This is a genomic window from Sphingomonas pruni NBRC 15498, from assembly GCF_001598455.1.
GTDB lineage: Bacteria > Pseudomonadota > Alphaproteobacteria > Sphingomonadales > Sphingomonadaceae > Sphingomonas > Sphingomonas pruni.
The window spans coordinates 84,398-100,903 of sequence record NZ_BCYZ01000009.1 but is presented as its reverse complement, the minus strand read 5'-3'; the positions used below and the strand labels follow the sequence as shown (position 1 = coordinate 100,903).

14 protein-coding genes are annotated in these 16,506 nt (G+C 64.7%); 6 read left to right on the top strand and 8 right to left on the bottom strand.

The window, feature by feature from the left end; all coding sequences use genetic code 11:
* The 3 genes from SPR01S_RS04525 to purU all read left to right on the top strand — a co-directional run.
* A partial coding sequence (locus SPR01S_RS04525; protein WP_174531866.1) for an adenosylhomocysteinase occupies positions 1–364 on the top strand: 364 nt, incomplete at its 5' end.
* Between the two features lie 10 nt (positions 365–374).
* Positions 375–1,313 carry a methylenetetrahydrofolate reductase gene (locus SPR01S_RS04520; RefSeq protein WP_066585519.1) on the top strand — a complete coding sequence of 313 codons (939 nt, stop codon included), beginning with the start codon at positions 375–377 and terminating at the stop codon, positions 1,311–1,313.
* Positions 1,310–2,173: a formyltetrahydrofolate deformylase gene (gene purU / locus SPR01S_RS04515; protein ID WP_066585517.1), complete on the top strand. Its 864-nt coding sequence runs from the start codon at positions 1,310–1,312 to the stop codon at positions 2,171–2,173. The genes SPR01S_RS04520 and purU overlap by 4 nt, the downstream gene beginning before the upstream one ends.
* Before the next feature lie 65 nt (positions 2,174–2,238).
* Here purU and SPR01S_RS04510 read toward each other — a convergent pair whose 3' ends face one another.
* The 5 genes from SPR01S_RS04510 to SPR01S_RS04490 form a co-directional block, all read right to left on the bottom strand.
* A complete protein-coding gene (locus tag SPR01S_RS04510; RefSeq protein ID WP_066585515.1) occupies positions 2,239–4,335 on the bottom strand; it encodes a PQQ-dependent dehydrogenase, methanol/ethanol family in 2,097 nt (698 codons plus the stop codon).
* A gap of 59 nt (positions 4,336–4,394) precedes the next feature.
* Positions 4,395–5,195: a helix-turn-helix transcriptional regulator gene (locus tag SPR01S_RS04505; protein ID WP_066585513.1), complete on the bottom strand. Its 801-nt coding sequence runs from the start codon at positions 5,193–5,195 to the stop codon at positions 4,395–4,397.
* On the bottom strand, positions 5,192–6,376 hold the full coding sequence (locus SPR01S_RS04500) for an alpha/beta hydrolase family protein (protein ID WP_066585510.1): 1,185 nt from the start codon (positions 6,374–6,376) through the stop codon (positions 5,192–5,194). Before SPR01S_RS04500 ends, SPR01S_RS04505 begins: the two co-directional genes overlap by 4 nt.
* A gap of 1 nt (position 6,377) precedes the next feature.
* A complete protein-coding gene (locus tag SPR01S_RS04495; protein WP_066585508.1) occupies positions 6,378–7,598 on the bottom strand; it encodes an FAD-dependent monooxygenase in 1,221 nt (406 codons plus the stop codon).
* A 69-nt stretch (positions 7,599–7,667) separates the two neighbouring features.
* Complete coding sequence (locus SPR01S_RS04490; RefSeq protein ID WP_084250932.1) at positions 7,668–9,176, bottom strand: aldehyde dehydrogenase family protein; 1,509 nt, start codon at positions 9,174–9,176, stop codon at positions 7,668–7,670.
* A gap of 216 nt (positions 9,177–9,392) precedes the next feature.
* On the opposite strand from SPR01S_RS04490, the gene SPR01S_RS04485 reads away from it, so the two are divergent.
* Positions 9,393–11,009 carry a GMC family oxidoreductase gene (locus tag SPR01S_RS04485; protein ID WP_066585505.1) on the top strand — a complete coding sequence of 539 codons (1,617 nt, stop codon included), beginning with the start codon at positions 9,393–9,395 and terminating at the stop codon, positions 11,007–11,009.
* A gap of 43 nt (positions 11,010–11,052) precedes the next feature.
* Here SPR01S_RS04485 and SPR01S_RS04480 read toward each other — a convergent pair whose 3' ends face one another.
* Genes SPR01S_RS04480 through SPR01S_RS04470 form a run of 3 tightly spaced genes read right to left on the bottom strand, consistent with a single transcriptional unit; the run spans position 11,053 to position 14,421 of the window.
* Complete coding sequence (locus SPR01S_RS04480) at positions 11,053–11,397, bottom strand: carboxymuconolactone decarboxylase family protein (RefSeq protein WP_066585502.1); 345 nt, start codon at positions 11,395–11,397, stop codon at positions 11,053–11,055.
* A 5-nt stretch (positions 11,398–11,402) separates the two neighbouring features.
* Positions 11,403–12,254, bottom strand: coding sequence for a p-hydroxycinnamoyl CoA hydratase/lyase (locus tag SPR01S_RS04475; RefSeq protein ID WP_174531865.1), 852 nt, complete (start codon positions 12,252–12,254; stop codon positions 11,403–11,405).
* Between the two features lie 28 nt (positions 12,255–12,282).
* Entirely contained in the window at positions 12,283–14,421 is a 2,139-nt protein-coding gene (locus tag SPR01S_RS04470; RefSeq protein WP_218016701.1) for an acetate--CoA ligase family protein, read from the bottom strand.
* Positions 14,422–14,662: 241 nt separating this feature from the next.
* Between SPR01S_RS04470 and SPR01S_RS04465 the strand changes: the two genes are divergently transcribed.
* Together SPR01S_RS04465 and SPR01S_RS04460 are read left to right on the top strand one after the other, a co-directional pair.
* Entirely contained in the window at positions 14,663–15,580 is a 918-nt protein-coding gene (locus SPR01S_RS04465; RefSeq protein ID WP_066585497.1) for a cupin domain-containing protein, read from the top strand.
* On the top strand, positions 15,577–16,503 hold the full coding sequence (locus SPR01S_RS04460; RefSeq protein WP_066585496.1) for a DUF6282 family protein: 927 nt from the start codon (positions 15,577–15,579) through the stop codon (positions 16,501–16,503). The genes SPR01S_RS04465 and SPR01S_RS04460 overlap by 4 nt, the downstream gene beginning before the upstream one ends.
* The last annotated feature ends 3 nt before the right edge of the window (positions 16,504–16,506 follow it).

The following is a 16,506-nucleotide window of genomic DNA, read 5'->3' as shown; positions in this document are numbered from 1 at the left end:
TCTGTCCAACTACAAATGGACCGAAGTGAAGCCGCAGGTCGACCTGGTCGAGTTCCCGGACGGCAAGCAGATCATCATCCTGTCGAAGGGCCGCCTGGTGAACCTGGGCAATGCGACCGGCCATCCGTCGTTCGTGATGTCCTCGTCGTTCACCAACCAGACGCTGGCGCAGATCGAGCTCTACACCAAGGCCGACCAGTACAAGAACGACGTCTATGTGCTCCCCAAGCATCTCGACGAGAAGGTCGCCGAACTGCACCTTGAGAAACTCGGCGTGAAGCTGACCAAGCTCTCCCAGAAACAGGCTGACTATATCGGCGTGCCGGTCGAAGGACCGTTCAAGCCCGACCATTATCGGTATTGAGGCAGCGTCGATGCAGAGCTCGCTCACGGCGCCCTCCAGCGCCGCCGATCCGGCCGGGACCGTGCGCGAGCGCATCGTCGATCTCGCGCGCGAGGCTTCGTACGAAGTCTCCGCGCGCGACGACAAGGGAATCGACGCGGCGAACGCGCGGCTGGCGCCCGGCACACGGGTATCGGTGACCTGGCTGCCGGCCGACGACGATGACAATCGCGTCATTGCTTCGCGCAAGTTGCGCGATGCCGGGTTCGAGCCGGTGCCGCATATCGCGGCGCGGATGGTGAATAGCGAAGACCATCTCCAGCGGTTGGTCGGCCGGCTGTGCGACGATGCCGGGGTCACGCAATTGCTGGTGATCAGCGGCGATGTGAATCAGGCGAGCGGCCCGTTCGACGACAGCGCCGCGCTGATCGCCAGTCCTGCCTTCAGGCAGGCGGCGCTGCGGCATATCTGGCTCGGCGGCTATCCCGAGGGGCATCCCAAGGTCGACGATACGACGCTCGACGCGACCCTCGACGCCAAGATCGAAACCATCCGCAGCCTTGAAATGACGCCGGGGGTAATCACCCAATTCTGTTTCGACGCGGACCCGATCCTGCGCTGGATGATCGCTTTTCGCCGGCGCAATGCCGATGTACCGGTGCGCATCGGCCTTGCCGGCCCGGCCGGCATCCGCACGCTGCTGCGCTTCGCCGCGATCTGCGGCGTGGGAACGTCGGCCAAGGCGCTGATCACGCGCGGGTCGTCGATCGCGAGGCTGCTCAGCGAAACCGCGCCCGATCCGATCATCCGCGATCTCGCCGAGACATCGGCCTATCGCGAGCTTCAGCCGATGGGCTTCCATCTGTTTCCCTTCGGCGGCCTCGATCGGACCGCGCAGTGGATGGGATCGGTCGCCGCCGGCGCATTCCAGCTGCGTGGCTCAGCATCGGGTTTCCAGGTGACCGAATGACCGTGAACGATTCCTATCTTCTCACCCTTTCGTGCCTCGACCGCCCCGGCATCGTCGCGGCGATCTCCAACTTCCTCGCCGAAAGGGGTGGGAATATCCTAGAGGCGCAGCAGTTCGATGATGCCGAAACCGGACGCTTCTTCATGCGGGTCGAGTTCGCGCTGAGCGGCACGACCCCCTACGATCAGGTCCACCGCGAGTTCGCCCCACTCGCGCGCAGGTTCGAGATTGAGTGGCAAATGCGGCCCCGCGCCGAACGCCGCCGGACATTGATCCTGGTCTCGAAATTCGACCATTGTCTGGTCGACCTACTCTATCGCCGACGCACGGGCGATATCGAGATGGATATCGTCGGAATCGTCTCGAACCATCCGCGCGAGGTATTGGCGACGCCGTTGATCGAGGATTTGCAATTCCACTATCTGCCGGTCGACGCAGCCACCAAGGCGGCGCAGGAAGCGCGGATCAAGGCGCTGATCGAGGAGACCGGCGCCGAGCTGATCGTGCTCGCCCGCTACATGCAAATATTGTCGAACGACATGGCCGCCTATCTGTCAGGCCGGTGCATCAATATCCATCACAGTTTCCTGCCCGGCTTCAAGGGCGCCAAACCCTATCACCAGGCCTATGCCCGTGGCGTCAAGATGATCGGCGCGACCGCGCATTACGTCACCTCCGACCTGGATGAAGGCCCGATCATCGCGCAGGATGTCGAGCCGATCACTCACGCCGACCGCCCGGACGCCCTCGTGGCAAAGGGCCGCGACATCGAGCGGCGGGTGCTGGCGCAGGCGGTCAAGCTCCACCTGGAAGACCGCGTGCTGCTCAACGGTGCCAAGACGGTCGTGTTCCGGAATTAGAGCATGATGGCGTGAGCGGGCGGCCGCGCCGCTCGCTCGTCACGCGCTGTCCGGAGCCGGGGCGGCTATTCCCCGGCCTGGATCTTGGCCCAATCCTCATTGGCGCGGTGAATCAGATAGGCGTGGACCGCTTCGGCGTCCGACTTGGAAACCAGGTCGGCGAAGCTCGCCATTCCCTTTTCCCGCCGCTTACCGCCAAGGACGATGTCGAGGAATTCGTCATGCGTCGTCGGGCTCATCCGGCGCAGGTCCTTGACCCCGCCACGCGCCTGCTCGCCGTGGCACGCCGAGCATTGCTGGGCATAGACCAATTCGCCGCGGGCGATTGTCGCGGGACTGGCATTGGTTTCGGCGGGCCGAACGAGCTCCGGGCCGCTGCCCTTGATCGCCGGCAATTGCGCGGTGCCGCCAAGCTTGAACACCAGCAGCCGCGGCGAGGGCGACAACGGAAAACCGAGCGATTTGGCACTGGTCGAATGGGCAAGTCCCCCGCCCCAGCCGGCATTGATCGCGATATATTGGACGCCGCCCACCATGTAGCTGATCGGCGCCGCGATCGGCACCTGCTGAACAGGCATTTCCCAGACTTTCGCCCCGGTATCGGCGCGATAGGCCGCGAACGTCCCGCCGACCGTGCCCTGGAATACGAGGTTGCCGGCAGTGGCGAGCACGCCGCCGCTACCGCGCACCGGATAGGGCACGCGCCAGCGCTCTTTCTGCGCGACCGGGTCCCAGGCGGTCAGCCATGTCTTGTTGTTGGCTGCGGCATAGTCGTTGATCGCCTTGCGGTTCAGCTCATAGCCCGTGGTGGCGATGCCAAGCTGGCTCATATTGCCCGGAGTCGGCTTGAAATTCGGGTTGAGCGCATACGCCATGTACATCTCGGTAACCGGAAAATAGGCCAGCCCGGTGACTGGGCTGTAGGCCATCGGATTCCAGTTATGCCCGCCGCCCGCGCCGGGAGTGATCATCACCGGCGTCACGCCGTAATGCGCTTCAGGATTCACGTTCGGGCGGCCCGTCGCCATGTCGATGCCGTTGGCCCAGCTCATCGCCACATAAGGCTGGCCGGAAATCAGCTTGCCGTTGGTGCGATCGAGCACGTAGAAAAAGCCGTTCTTCGGCGCCTGCATCAGCACCTTGCGCTGCTTGCCGTCGATGGTGAGGTCGGCGAGGATCATCGACTGGGTGGCGGTGAAGTCCCATTCGTCGCCCGGCGTGGTCTGGTAATGCCAGACATACTCGCCGGTCTTGGCGTTGAGCGCGACGATCGATGACAGAAACAGGTTATCGCCGCCGCCGGGGCTGCGATAGGCCTGCGCCCAGGGACCGCCATTGCCGACACCGATATAGATCAGGTCCAGATCGGGATCGTAGACGATCGAATCCCAAACGGTGCCGCCGCCGCCGCGCGTCCACCATTCGCCTTTCCAGGTCTTGGCCGCCATTTCGAGCGCCGCATTCGCCTGCGGCTTCGAAGGATCGCCGGGAACGGTGTAGAAGCGCCAGAGCAGCTTGCCGGTATTGACGTCATAGGCCGTGACATAACCGCGCGCGGCGCCCTCCGCGCCGGCATTGCCGATCAGCACCTTGCCGTTGAACACGCGCGGCGCGCCGGTGATCGTGTAGGGCCACACCTTATCGAAGGTATTGACGCTCCACTTGGGCTTGCCGGTTTTCGAATCCAGCGCGATCAGGCGGCCGTCGAGCGTGGCGATGAGGATCTTGCCTTGCCAGGCGGCGAGACCGCGAGACACGATGTCGCAGCAGGCCAGCCGGCCCTTGTCGCGATCGACCTTGGGATCATAGCGCCACAATTCCTTTCCGGTGGCCGCGTCGTAAGCGACGGTCACGTTCCAGGGCTCGATATTGTAAAGCACTCCGCCGATCATCAGCGGCGATGCCTCGACCCCACGATCGACCGCAAGGTCGGCATACCAAGCGAGCCCGAGCGTGCCGACATTGGCGTCGGTGATCTGCTTGAGCGGGCTGAAGCGCTGCTCGTCATAGGTGCGGCCGGGGCCCATCCATTCGCCGGGCGTCCGATCGGCGTCGACCATGCGCTTGTGATCGACATTGGCGGCATTCTGGGCCTGGCCGATCTGCGCTGCGCCAAGCGCTAGGCCGGCCATGAGCGCGATCCGCAACCATTTACTCGCCATCCCCTACTCCTGATTATGCGGCCGCTCCGCGCGATCCTGTTTATAAGCCTGTATGATATCTAAGTCGCAGCGACGGAGGAAGGGATTTCGCCGCTGACCAGGCGGCGATGCAGGCGCAACAGATCCCGGCGGTTGGCGACCCCGAGCTTGCCATAAGCGCGGCGGCGATAGGTAACGACGCTGCCATGCGAAAGCCGGGTGCGCGCGGCAATCTCGTCCTGGGTTTCGCCCAGAATCATCGCGGCCGAAATCTCGGCCTCGCGGATGCTGAGGCCGAAGTCCAATCCCATCAACGACTGAACCAAGGCCGTTTCATCGAACATCGACCTGGCGGCGTGCTGGTGGCGCTCGACCGCGGCCATCAGCAGTGCGGCATAGGTTTCGAGCCGGAGAATGTCATCGGTCGCGAAGGGCGCGCGGGCGGCTGTGAGATAGCCGTTGGCGACGAGCATCGACGCGCCGGGTAGGACGATCGACAGCCGCTCGGCGACCCCGGCGCGCTCGTAGCAGGCCGCTCGCCAGGCGGGATCGGCGATATCGCTGGCGCGCTTGCGGACGACCACCGGCCCGGCCCGCGCGGAGCGGGCAAGCCGCGTGATCTGGTGGTCCGAATGCCAGTAATTGCGGGCGTAATCGAGCGAGGCGCGCATCGGGAAATCGGGCGTGGGCGGCGTGCCCTCGGCGAACAGCAATTCGACGGGCCGACCGCGATCGCAGCGGAAGACCGAGCACAGCTCCACGCCCGCGAGCGCGCGCATGGCACTCAGGAACCTGCCGGGAAAAGCGGTGCCGCCGATTGCGCCGACCAGCTCGGCCAGCGCGCCGGCAATTGCCTGCTCGCTGGCCGGCGTCGCGGTCATTGTGCGAGCAGGCCCTTGCGCCGGCTCCAGTCCATCACCGCATCAATGCACTGGGCGAGCAGTTCGGGCTGGCCGAGATAATAATGCGTCGCTCCCTTGAGCTGGAGATATTCCTTGTCGGGCGTGGCCAGCGCCGCGAAGATCGCCGGATTATGTGTCGCGGGCACGGCTTCGTCGGCGGTATTTTCGATCAAGAGCACCGGCGAATTGTGGATCTTGGCGGCGTTGAGCGGACCCTTGGCGTTTGATTCGTCATAGCTCCATTGGCTGAGCCATGAGCGTAGCGTGGTGTAGCGCGCGAGGCCGACCGGCCCGACATTGACCGCGATCGGATCGCCCATATAGCTCCAACCGACACGGCGATCCGAGGGATCGACCGCCGGATCGAACCAGCGGACGTCGCACATCGTGCGGTGAACGACGAAGGCGCGCTCCTGCTCAGCCGTGCCCTTGGCTTTGAGCGTCTGGAGCATGTCCTGCGCCCAGGCGGTGATCTTGCGGTTGCGCGCGCGTTGCGCCTCACGGAAACGCGCGACGAACTCGGCGCTATAGGGCGGCTGATTGGGGCAATCCGGCGAATAGATATCGAGCTCGGGATCGCGATTGTCGGGATCGAGCTCGTCGATCACCGAGGGATCGAGCCATTCGGTCAGTGTCTCGGCGCGCGACAGATGGGCGGCGATGAAGATGACCCCGTCAGCTGGTTGGAGCCCTGCATTGACCAGATCGACCGGGTCGCCCGCCGGGGTATGGGTGATCGTCGGAGTCTCGGCTTGGGCCTGATAGAAGAGCGACAACGATCCGCCGCCGGACCAGCCGAGCAGGACGACCTTCTCATACCCTAGTTCACTGCGGGCATAGGCGATCCACTTGCCGAGATCGATGGCGACCTTTTCCTGAATCAGCGCCGCGTCGTTGCGCGGATAGCGGCTGGCGGCGCACAGCACGTCGAGGCCGGCATCGGCGAGCGACACCGGCATGGGCAACAGATGCAGCACCGAGGTCGGGTGCATGAAAATATAGACCGTGCGCGCCGTCGAGGTCGGGCTGCGCATCAACTGGCCTTCAAGGTTCACGTGCCCCGAATTGCCGGCAAAGCCATAGGTCTCGTTGAACTTGGGATTGTCCGCAAACGACAGGATCAGCGGCTGACGCGTCCATTCGGTCTTTTCGCTCGTCATGTCAGGCCGTGCCCGCTTCGGGTTCGGTCAGCGACACCTTGGTGGCATCGTAGCGGAACAGCCATTCGTAGCGCTCGACGACCTTATCGGCTGCCCATTGCTCGTCGATATAGGCCTGGCCGTTGCGCGGATCGGCGAGGGCCGGATTGTGGAAGCGCTCGGTATTGGCATAGGCGCCCATCACCGCGCGCGTGGTGCGCGGGATGCGGGCCTGTTGGTAACGGTCGAGCGCTTCGTCGATAGTGTCGAATTCCTCGAACGCACGAGCGAGGATGCACGCGTCCTCGAGCGCCATCACCGCGCCTTGCGCCAGGAACGGCAGCGACGGATGGCAGGCATCGCCGAGCAGGGCGACGCGGCCATTGACCCATTCCTTCATCGGCGGACGCGCGATCAGCGCCCATTTGAACGGCTGCGGGATCGCCGAGATATAAGCGTGCACATCCGCGTGCCAGCCGGGATAATCGTCATGATATTCCTGGTTGGTGCCGGCACTCGACCAGCTTTCGGTGGTCCAGTCCTGGCGCTCGATGACGCTGGTGAAGTTCATCAATTCGCCGCGGCGGATCGGATAATGGATGACGTGCCCACCCGGCCCGACCCAGTTGGTACCGACCGGCCGGGTCAGCCGCTCGGGCAGCAATTCGACGGGAATCACGCCGCGCCAGGCGACGATGCCGGTGAACTTTGCCGGCCCCGCGCCGAACAGCAGTTCGCGAGTCTTCGAATGGACGCCGTCGGCGCCGATGACGATGTCGAACGTCGCCGAAGGCTTGGTCTCGAACGACAGGGTCACCTTGTTGGCGTTCTGTTCGACCGCGCAGACGCGATGATCGAGGCGGATCGAACCCGGCGATGCCTGCTCGACAGCCTTGACGAGAATTTGGTGGAGATCGTTGCGGTGAACGGTGACGTAAGGAAAGCCGTAGCGTACCGAGGATTCGACGCCGAGGTCGAACAGCTTCCAGGTATCGCCCGTGTTCCACAGGCGGATTTCCTTGCCCTCGGGCTCGAAGGAGATCTCGAGCAATTCCTTCTCGAGCCCCAGCAAGCACAGCACGCGAACCCCATTGGGACTGATCTGCAGCCCTGCGCCGACTTCAGCCAGCACGCCGGCCTGTTCGAACACGGTAACGTCGAACCCCTTGCGCAGCAGCGCCAGCGCGGCGGTCAGCCCGCCAATGCCCCCGCCGATGATTCCGATTCCCGGATTATTCTTCAAAATTACCCCTCCACCTCAGTGGCTTAACTATAACAAACGGCGTTCGTCACGAACGCATGGGACAAATGTTTAGAGCGCGATCGCCACAGACTTGACCTCCGTATAGGCATCCACGCCCTCGCGGCCGTTCTCGCGGCCCCAGCCTGACTGCTTGAAGCCGCCAAACGGCAATGCGGGGTCGAGCCCGCCGCCATTGACCCGAACGGTGCCGGCCTTGAGCTTGCGCGCCAGTTTGTGCGCGGCGGACAGATCGTTGGTCCACACCACCGCGCCCAAGCCATAATCACTGGCATTGGCATCGGCGGCGATGCGATCGAGGTCCTGGTCGGCGAACGACATCGCGCACAATACCGGGCCGAAAATCTCCTCTCGGCGCACCGCCATCTCGGCGCTGGTGCCGGTGAGGACCGCCGGCGCGACGAAATAGCCTTCGCCGTCGATCTCGCGGCCGCCGGCATGCAGCGTGGCACCGTCCGATACGCCGCTCTCGACATAGCCGCGGACGCGGTCGCGCTGGGTTTGCGAGATCAGCGGGCCCATGCTGGTATCAGCATCGAGCCCCGAACCGAGCTTCATCGCGTCGGCGAGCTTGCCAACGCCCTCGACGACCTGGTCGAAATGGCGCTCATGGACGAACAGCCGCGAACCCGCGTTGCAGACCTGGCCGGCGTTGGTGAAGATCGCGCGCGCGGCGCCTTCGATCGCCTTGAGCGGATCGGCATCGGGGAGCACGATCACCGGGGTCTTGCCGCCAAGCTCGAGCGTGACGCGCTTGAAATTGCCGGCGGCGGCGCGAAGGATCAGCCGGCCGACTTCGGTCGATCCGGTGAAGGAGACCTTGTCGACGCCGGGATGCACGGTCAGCGCCGCGCCGACAGGCTCGCCGAAACCGGTCAACAGATTGAACACTCCGGCGGGGAAGCCGATTTCCTCGACCAGATGCGCGAGGCGCAACGCGGTCAGCGAGGTTTCCTCCGCGGGCTTGAGGATCACGGCGCAACCGGCAGCAAGCGCCGGGCCGATCTTGGCGCAGGCCATTGCGAGCGGCGCGTTCCACGGGACGATCTGGGCGACGACGCCAACCGGTTCGCGCAGCGTGTAAGCGTGCCAAATACCCATGCCCGACAATGCGATGCTCTCGCCGTTGAGCTTGGTCGCCCAGCCGGCATTGTAGCGCAGCGATTCGATCGCGTGCGGGATGTGGAAGAATTTGGCGTCGCGCACCGGCATGCCGTTGTCGAGCGTCTCCAATGCGGCGAATTCGTCGATATTGGCCTCAAGCGCATCGGCGAGGCGATTGATGAGGCGCGCGCGCCGCGACGGCTTCATCTCGCTCCATTCGGGATCGTCCATCGCCGCCCGCGCGGCGGCCACCGTCCGATCGACATCGGCCGCGCTCGCTTCGGCGATATCGGCATGCTTGGCGCCGGTCGCCGGATTGTGGCTCGCGAAGCTTTTGCCTTCGAGCGGATCGACCCACTGGCCGCCGATGAACAATCTTTGCGTCCCAGCGGCAAAGGCCTGCGCCTTGTCCAGCGAGGGCACTTGCGGGTGTTCCAGCGTTGCCACGCTCGTCATTTCCTGGGCCCCTCTCAGCACAATTCACGCTCGGAAGACGGGTCACATTTGTTCGCCGAGCTTCGCCTGTAGCGTGCATCATAACCAACGACATTATATCTTGTCGAATGCTATTTGCCATGTCACAACGCAATCGACCGGGCCGCGACGGGCTTTCGCGCCCCAAAATCATCATGCGTCAGGGGCGTTTGCGCTTCCGAAAGACGGAAAGACGGCATGCCTGAGAGAGAGCGCGAATTTGATTACATCGTCATCGGCGCGGGATCGGCCGGCTGCGTGCTCGCCAATCGGCTGAGTGAGAGCGGCACGGAATCGGTGCTGCTGATCGAGGCCGGCGGCAAGGACGACAATTGGCTGTTCAGGATGCCTTTGGGCTTCATGATGACCGCCGCCAATCCGATCTATGACTGGGGCTATTCCAGCGAGCCGGACGCAAAACTGGCCGGACGATCGATGCCGCTACCGCGTGGGCGCGTCCATGGCGGTTCCTCTTCGGTGAACGGCATGATCTACATGCGCGGTCATTCGGGCGACTATGACGGCTGGGCCCAGATGGGGGCTCGCGGCTGGAGCTATGCCGACGTCCTGCCCTATTTCCGCAAGATGGAGACGAGCTGGCGCGGCGCCGGGAAATATCATGGCGGCAGCGGGCCGCTCAGCGTCACGCCGGTCGATGGTAGCCGCCTGTTCCAGGAACCGATCCGGCGATCGGTGGTCGCCGCGGGCTATGCGGAAAGCGACGACCTGAGCGGGGACAGGCAGGAAGGCTTTTCGGGGTGCGAAGTGACGGTCGACCGCAAGGGCCGGCGCGCCAGCACGGCCCGCGCCTATCTCGAGCCGGCGATGAAGCGGCCCAATCTGACCGTGCTGTCGGGTGCGCAGGCGACCCGGGTGCTGATCGCGGACAAGCGCGCCGTCGGCGTCGAAGTCAGCCAGGATGGCACGCTTTCGCAAGTACGCGCGCGCAAGGAAGTGGTGCTGAGCGGCGGGGCCTATAATTCGCCGCAATTGCTGATGCTGTCGGGTATCGGACCCGCGGCGCAACTCGACGCGCTGGGCATTCCGGTGGAGGTCGATGCGCCGGGGGTCGGCCGCGACCTGTCCGAGCATCCCTTGGTCTACATGACCTTCGCGGCCCGCGAGACCAGCTTTCTCAGCGCGCTCCGCTTCGATCGTGCGGCATGGTCGGTACTGCGCTGGATCGCGACCGGGAAAGGCCCCTTTGCCAGCCAGATCACCAGCGGCGTGCAGATGCTGCGCACGCGGCCCGAGCTGGAGCGCCCGAACATCCAGTTGGTGTTCCTTCCGGTGCGGCTCGATGCCAAGCTGTGGTATCCGTTCGGCAAGCGGCAAAGTCACGTCCTGTCGGTCATGGTGATGCAATTGCATCCCGAGAGCCGCGGCACGGTCGAATTGCGCTCATCCGATCCGCTCGCCAAGCCACGCATCGATCTCAACCTGCTCTCCACCCCCACCGACTTTGCCGATATCCGCGAGGGCATCGCCGCGGTGCGCAAGATCTTCGCGGCATCTCCATTGCGCGAAATGGTCGAGAAAGAGATCGCACCGGGCAGCGGCGCCGATCTCGACGATTTTATCCGCAACAATCTCAAGATCACCCAGCATCCGAGCGGCACTTGCCGGATGGGCGAAGATCCCGGCGCGGTCGTGGACAGCGAGTTGCGGGTGAAAGGCATATCCGGGCTGCGGGTCGTCGACGCATCGGTGATGCCGACGGTACCGGGCGCCAACATCAACGCCGCGGTGATCATGGTCGCCGAACGCGCCGCGGATCTGATCCGCGGCCTGCCACCGCTCGCGCCGGAAAACTGACCCGCAATTTAGAGCGGGATGAGCCCCAATGGGAGGACTTATCTCACTCCTCGTCGTCGCCTTGGCCCTCGCGCTTCTGGACGACGTTCAGGAGCAGCCGCGAGGCGGTGATCGATGCGGGCCAGGAGGCATAGAAGGCGAGATGCAGCATCGCTTCGCCCAATTCCTCCTGGGTAACCCCGTTATCGAGCGCCAAGCCGAGATGCGCCTCGAGCTGCTGGTGGCGATTGGCGGTCATCAGCGCGGCAACGGTCAGCAGCGAGCGGTCGCGCTTGGACAGCTCCTTGCGCTCCCATACCTCGTTATAGAGAATCCGGTCGGTCATCTCGACGAGGCCGGGGGCGACTGCCCCCAGTTCATCGCCCTTCTTGGCGCTGGGTCGGCGCATCGCGCTTACTTCCCTTCGCGGTTGTAGTTGCCGAGACCCGGCTTGTAGGTCTTCTCATCGAGGAACTGGACCATGCCCTTTTCGCGGCCCTTTTCGCGGTCGACGAAGGTGGTCTGGTCGACCTTGGCGGTCAGATATTCGGCGGCGAGCTCCCAGTTCATCTCCCGGGCATATTTATACGCCATGCGCGCCTGGCGGAGGGTCGTCGGGTTCTTGTCGATCAGGACCTTGGCGAGCTCGCGGGTGCGCTCCTTGAGCTTGTCGGCCGGCACCGCTTCGTTGACGAGGCCGAGCTCCTTAGCGCGCTTGCCGTCGAAATTCTCGCCGGTCATCACATAATAGAGTGCCTCGCGGTCGCCCATCAGCGTGGAGATGGCCTTCGACACCACGCCGCCCGGGATGATGCCCCAGTTGATTTCGGATAGGCCGAACACTGCTTTCTCGTCGGCGATCGCCAGGTCGCAGCAGATCAGCGGCGTGAAGGCGCCGCCGAAGCACCAGCCATTGACCATCGCGATGGTCGGCTTGGCGTAATACATCAAGGTCCGCCACTGCCAGGCACGCGTCTCGCGATAGGCGCGATGGCGCTCGACATCGCTGACCGCGTCCGAGGCGCGGAAGAACCCCTGGAGATCCATACCCGCCGAAAAGGCTTCGCCGCTGCCGGTAAGGACGATGACCGAGCAGCGATCGTCGATCTCAAGCGCGTCGAGCACCTGGTTCATCTCGCGCGCGAGTTCCATGCTCATCGCGTTGCGCTTTTCGGGCCGGTTGAGATGGACCCAGGCGATGCCGTCCTCGAACTGGACGAGGACGGTGTTGCCGCCGGGGATAGGCTTTTCTTCGGTGGTTGCCATGGTCGTTTCCATCTGTCAGATCCTGTAATTATGCGCCGGTGACGATCAGCGCGTCGAGCGCGACGGCGCCCTCGCCCTGGGCCAGCACCATCAGCGGGTTGATATCGATCTCTTCGATGGCGAGCCCGGCGCGCATCGCCGCACCGACCTTGACCACCACATCGGCGACGGCATGAACGTCGCGCGCCGGCTTGCCGCGGAACTCGCCGAGCATCTTGGCACCGCGCAGCCCGAGGATGCGCTCGACCGCGCGAGCATGGGAGATGTCGGCGGGGAGCAGCTCCGCGGCGTCGAGCGCCTCGATCAGCACGCCGCCCAGACCGACCAGCACTGACGGCCCCCATTCGGGATGATTCCGCGCGCCGACCACGAGCTCTAGCCCAGGCGCGGACATCTGTTCGACCAGGACGCCGTCGAGCGTCACCGCGCCGACATTGGCCATCAGCGTCGCCCAGCCCTCGCGCAGCGCGGCTTCGTCGCGCAGATTGAGGATAACGCCGCCGGCGTCGCTCTTGTGCGACAGCGCCACCGCCTGCGCCTTGAGCACGACCGGAAAGCCGATGCGGGTGGCGATGACGAGGGCCTCATCGACCGTAGCCACAAGGTCGCCGGCGGGGACCTGGACGCCGATGCGGCGCAGAAAATCCTTGCCGACATATTCGGGTTTCACACCGGGCGCGCCCAAGCCGGTCAGACCGATCGCGGCCGGTGTGCGATCATCGACGCTGTCCAGCGCGGCCGCGTAACGGGCAACCGCGGCGAAGGCGCGCATCGCACGCTCGGGCGAGCGGAATAGCGGGGTTTCGCTCGCGCGCATCGCCGCCACGAAATCGGCATCGAGCGCCGATTCGTCGCCGGTGATGACGACTGCAACGGGCTTGGTCGCGGTCAATGCCACCGGGATGATCGAGTCGCCCTTCGAGCGCTGCTGCGACGGGCCGCCGCCAGCCATCGGCAGAAGGACCGCTCCCACGTTCGGATCGGCGAGCATGGCCTGGGTCGCCTGGCCGAAGATGCCGCCATTGGTGAAGCCGGTGGTGCCGACGTCGAGCGGATTGTCGATCTCCATGCCGGCAGGAAGCAGCGTCGCAATTCGCGCCAGCGTCTCGGGCGAAAGGTCGGCGATCGGCAGCGCGATATCCTCGGCGAAGTCGAACGCCATGCCGCGGATCGCGCCGGAGTTCGTCACGACGCCCAGCGCGCCGGTGCCGGGCGTGGGGAACCGGTGGAGGATCGCGACGGTGTCGAACAACTCGTCCATCGTATCGACGACGACGACCGCCTCGTTCTCGACCGAAGTACGCATCAGTGCGTAATCCCCGACCATCGAGCCGGTGTGCGATTGTGCCGCTTCCTGGCCGCGCTTGCTGCGGCCGGGGTGCATCATGATGACCGGCACGCCGGCGGCGCGCGCGTTGCGCACCGCGCGCAGGAACGCCTGCGGGTTCCGGATCTGCTCGACATAGAGGGCGATCGCGTTGGCGGTGCCCTCGGCAACGATCAGCTCGATCAGATCGCTGGCATGGACCACGGCTTCGTTCCCGGTAGCGACCGACAGCGATACCGCGATGCCGCGACCGAGCATGCCGGCGCGGATGCCCGACGCGGTCGCACCGCTTTGTGCGACCACCGCGACGTTGCGGCGATCTCCGAGCGGCTGGGGATGCGCGGGTTCGAAAGTCAGCGCCGCGCCGCCGGCATAATTGACATAGCCCATGCAATTGGGGCCGAGCAGCGCCATGCCGGCCTGGTTGCAAACCGCAGCGATCTCTTCCTGCTCGCGGCGGCCCTCATCGCTGCCCTCGGCAAAGCCCGAGGCGAAGACGACCACGCCGCCGACGCCGCGCGCCGCCGCCGCCTCGACCGCGGGCAGGATCGCCGCGCGCGGCACATTGAGCACCAGGGCATCGACGTCTTCGGGTAATGCATCGACCGACTTCACGCAGGGGCGGCCGTTGATTTCGTCGCGGGTCGGGCTGATCAGGTGGATCGGTCCGTCGAAGCCGAAGCGTTCGCAATTGGCGAGGACGACGCCGCCCATCGTCGCCGGATCGGGCGAGGCTCCGGCAATGGCGATCGAACGCGGCTTGAGGAGACGTGCGAGGGAGGATGCCGTCGCGTCAGTTGCCGGCACGCTTTGTAGCAGAGCTTGCGCTGAGTCCGCCAAGTCCAGTTCCTCTCCAAGCCCCTCGCGGGCAGTGCTTTGGCGGCATGTTGTCCCGCCCCCTTCGCAGGTCCAATGCCAATTTTGGCCCGTTACGATAGTATCACGCTATGGGTCTCAACTTCGTCACTCCGATACCTATGCGGTATCAGGCCGGCCGCGATTAGGAATTAGACGAACCGGCAAATCCGGCGCTATATAACAGCCAAGCTGCGATAGCAGCAATGCTGGACGAGGAGCGCCGATGTACGGGCAGAACGATTTGCGGAGTACGCTGGCCACCGCGCAAAAGGCCCCCTCGCCCAAAAGCTTCAAGCATGCGAGCTACGCGCGCTTTTATGCCGAGCCGCCGCAGCAACGGACCGAGCTTGCCAATAGCTGGTATGCGCGCGGCGCAACCATGATCGTGGGCTATAGCGACGTCGAAGCGGGCGCGGTGTTCGAGCGGAGCGACCAGCCGGACGAATATGCCGTGGTGATCCCGGACGATGGGGTCGAGATAGAGATCAGCATCGCCGAGGGTAGCACGATCGCCAGTGGCAAGACGGTCAGCTTCGTGCCGGCGGGCGCGAGCACGATCACCGTGCTGAAAGGCGGCCGCATCCTCCGCCTGTTCACCGTGCAATCCGCCGACCTGGCCGCGCTCTGTTCGAACGTCGCCGATTATGCCGAGCCGGATCCCAACGTGCCGCCGTTCGCTGCCTGGCCCGATCCGGTCGGCGGCCGCAAGGTGCGGGTCTATTCGGGCGACGTCGCCCCCGAACAAGGCCGTTTCGGGCGAATCTATCGCGGCTCGAACATCATGGTCAATTTCGGCGACGGCCGCGTCGGCCCGCGCGCCGCGGACAATCTCTCGCCGCACCATCATGACGATTTCGAGCAATATTCGGTCGTACTCAACGGCGACTATATCCATCATCTACGCTGGCCGTGGATCAGCGATTCGACGCAGTGGATCGAGGATGACCACGAACGCTGCGCAGCACCCTCGGTCGCGGTGATCCCGCCCCCGGCAACGCACACGTCGCAGGGGATCGGCGAAGGGCTCAACCGCCTGCTCGACGTCTTCTGCCCGCCTCGCCGCGACTTTTCCGACAAGCCCGGCTGGGTATTGAACGCGGCCGACTATCCGATGCCCGAAGATAAGGAGATCGCGGCATGAGCGACAGGATCAGCGACCTCCTCAAAGGGGCGATCGACCTGCATTGCCACAGCGGGCCATCGGTGATGCCGCGCAGCCTCAACCATGTCGAGGCGATCAAGGAAGGCGAGGCGGCCGGCCTGCGCGCGATCCTGTTCAAGGACCATTATTATTCGGTCACGCCGGTCGCGGCCTTGCTCGACGAAATCATGCCGGGCTCGGTCAAGTTGCTGACCGGAGTGCCGCTCAACAATACCACGGGCGGGCTCAACCCTTATGCCGTCGAGCATGGGTTCAAGCTCGGCGCGCGGCTGGTGTGGATGCCGACCTTCTCGGCGGCCAACCATATCCGTCATTCGCACCGTCGGCAGTTCCTGCCGACCAAGGACGCGATGCTCGCGCCGACGATGCTCACGGTGGTCGACGAGCGCGGCAAGCTCAAGGACGAGGTCAAGCAGATCCTCGACCAGATCGCCGCCTATGACGCGGTGCTGTCGGCGGGACATCTCCATATCAGCGAAATCTGGCCATTGTTCGCAGAGGCCAAGGAACGCGGCGTCACCCGCTTGCTGGTCAATCACCCGACCTTCCTGATCGGGTGCACCGTCTCCGACATGGCCGAGCTGGCAAAGATGGGCGCCTATCTCGAACATAGCTGCTGCATGTGGGCGGGCGTCCAGAGCAAGGGCTACAGCCATGACAGCCTGAAGATGTGCGTCGATGCCGGCGGCGTCGCCAACACGATCATCGGATCGGACCTCGGGCAGGTCGGCAATCCTTCCCCAGTCGAGGGGCTGCGCTACGTCATCCAGATGCTGATCGACATCGGCTATACCGATACCGAGATCCGCGCGATGATCGGCGACAATCCCGCCCGGCTCGTCGGCCTCGACGATGCCGAGCCGGCCGCGGAAGGCGTGCTGGCTCAGGCGCTGTCCGCCTGACCT